At 66.2% G+C, this 2,738-nt stretch carries 1 protein-coding gene; it reads left to right on the top strand.

Annotated elements, in window-relative coordinates; all coding sequences use genetic code 11:
• Positions 1 to 115 precede the first annotated feature (115 nt).
• Positions 116 to 2,569 carry an HAD-IC family P-type ATPase gene (locus AB4Y67_RS18960; RefSeq protein WP_441407301.1) on the top strand — a complete coding sequence of 818 codons (2,454 nt, stop codon included), beginning with the start codon at positions 116 to 118 and terminating at the stop codon, positions 2,567 to 2,569.
• Positions 2,570 to 2,738 lie beyond the last annotated feature (169 nt).

The raw sequence follows: 2,738 nt of genomic DNA, 5'->3' as shown, positions 1-2,738 counted from the left end.
CCCACACCGAAATCATCGCCTCCGAGGTCCTACTGCACCCACAAACCCCGGAAAGTCATTCCTGTGGGCTGCATCACCTGCATTTCGCAGCACGCCCCGTTACGATCAGGAGGTGATGGCAGAACACCGGCGTCATAGACCAGAGGTGGTTCATCGGCGCGTGTCCGGACCTGCCGCCGCCGGCCTGTCCCGTGGCGACGTCGCCTACCGGATGAGCAGCGGCCTGGACAACCGCGTGCCCGACGCGACCAGCCGGAGCCTTTGGGAGATCGTCCGCGCCAACGTGCTGACTCTGTTCAACGCGATCGTCGGCACGAGCTTTATCTTCCTGCTCCTGCTGGGCAGCTGGCAGGACGCGCTCTTTGGCTTGGCGGCTGTCGGCAACGCCGTCATCGGCGTTGTGCAGGAGTACCGCGCCAAGCGTTCCCTGGACCGCCTCGCCGTCCTCGAGGCCCCGCTGGCCCGGGTCCTGCGTGACGGGTCCGTACAGGAGATCCCGACCGCCGACGTCGTGCTTGACGATGTCCTGGTCCTGCGGGCCGGGGACCAGGTCACGGCCGATGCCTCCGTCCTTGAGAGCGGAGGGCTGGAGTCCGATGAATCACTCCTCACCGGGGAGTCGGATCCCGTGGATAAGGAGGCGGGGGCGGAGGTGCTCTCCGGCTCGATCATTGTCGCCGGCCGGGGCACCGCCCGGGTGGTCCGGGTGGGCGCTGAATCCTTTTCGAGCAAGCTCGCCGCTGACGCGAAACGGTTCTCGCTGGTGAACTCGGAGATCCGCAACAGCCTCAATCGGATCTTGCGCTGGCTCACCTGGGCGCTGTTGCCGGTCGCGCTCATCGTTGCCAACGGTGAGATGCAGTCCAGGGGCGGCTGGCAGGAAGCCATCGCGAGCGGCGCCTGGACATCCGCCATGGTGGGGGTGATTGCGAGCGTGATCGCCATGATTCCGTTGGGGTTGGTCCTGCTTTCGAGCGTGGCATTCGCCGTAGGCGGGGTCCGGCTGGCCGGGAACAAGGTTCTCGTCCAGGAGCTGGCCGCGGTCGAGGGCCTGGCCCGCGTCGATGTCCTCTGCCTGGACAAGACCGGGACCCTCACCGAAGGCCGAATCATTTTTGACGGCGTGCATGAGCTGGCCGAACCGGCCGAGCCTGGCTGGGAGCACGCGTTGGGGTGGTTCGCCGCGGATCCGGAGGCAAACGCCACGTCGCGTTGCCTTGAGTCGGATTTTGAGCACGACGGCGGCACGCCGGCGGTCTCATCGGTTCCGTTCTCTTCCGCCCGGAAGTGGAGCTCCGTGACGTTCGACGGCGGGGGTCCACGCCGGCGTTCCTGGATCCTCGGCGCCCCTGAAGTGGTTCTTGCGGCCAGACCTGGCGGCGCTGGAACGGGTCCGGCGACGGGCGCCGTCCTGGACAGGGCCGGCCGGCTCGCCGCTTCCGGACTGCGGACGGTTCTGCTCGCCTACGCAGACGGCACCACCATCACTGCCAACGACCCGACGTTGCCGGCAAAAGTGAATCCTGTAGTTGTGCTCACGTTCCGGGAACAGATCCGCCCCGATGCCCGGCAAACACTCGAGTACTTCCGCGATGAGGGTGTGGAGCTGAAAATCATCTCGGGAGACGATCCCCGGACCGTCGCGGCGATTGCACGCAGCGTGGGCCTGGACATCGGCGATGGCTACGATGCCCGGAAACTCCCCGAGGATCCCCAACGTCTTGAAGAGGTCATGGGCGACAACACGGTCTTCGGCCGGGTGAGTCCGCACCAGAAGAAGGACATGGTGGGAGCACTTCAGCGCCGGGGGCATACGGTCGCAATGACAGGCGACGGCGTCAACGATGTCCTGGCACTGAAGGAGGCGGACCTTGGCATAGCCATGAACTCGGCGGCACCGGCCACGAAGGCCGTGGCCCGGCTGGTGCTGTTGGACGGACGCTTCGATCGGCTGCCCGGGGTGGTCGCGGAGGGCCGCCGGGTGATAGCCAACATCGAGCGGGTGTCCAAGCTGTTCCTCAGCAAGACGGCCTATTCGATCGCGATCGCAGTCAGCTTCGGGCTCCTCAACCTGCAGTTTCCGTTCCTGCCCCGCCAGCTGTCCTTCACCGACGGCCTGACGATCGGCATCCCCTCCTTCTTCCTGGCCCTGATGGCCAATACCCGCCGCTACCGGCCGGGGTTCCTGCGCCGGTCCCTGTCCTTCGCGATCCCCGCCGGGCTCATCGTCACGGGTGCCCTGCTGGGGTTGAACCTGTACGCGACTTCCAGCGGAGCTGCCGACGCCGGGCCGGAGCCGCTGCAGTCCGCATCGGTCCTTACCCTGTCTGTGCTCGGGTTGTGGATCCTCACGGTAGTCTCCCGACCGCTCGACGCAAGGAAGTTGGCGGTAGTGCTGGCGATGTGCGCCAGTCTCGTCATCCTGCTCAACCTGCCGTTGGCCCAGGAGTTTTTCCATCTGGCCTGGCCGCCGGCGGATTTGTTGCGGGCAGCTCTCGTGGCCGCGGTTGGCGGAGGGCTCGTCCTCGAGCTCCTGGCTTGGATTCACAGCCGGAAGTTCCCCCGCTGAGCGGTGTCCGGCCCGTGATGGGGCCGCGCTGCGGGTGGCCCATATTGGTTTTGTGGGTTAAATGCGGGAGAGCCCCAACCTGTGGTTGGGGCTCTCGACCGTGTAATGATGTTCCGGCGGTGACCTACTCTCCCACACCCTCCCGGGTGCAGTACCATCGGCGCTGTGG

This window comes from Arthrobacter sp. YAF17 (assembly GCF_052113365.1).
Taxonomy (GTDB): domain Bacteria; phylum Actinomycetota; class Actinomycetes; order Actinomycetales; family Micrococcaceae; genus Arthrobacter.
Note: the sequence above shows the minus strand (reverse complement) of the source record. Positions and strands in the feature narration are given on the sequence as shown.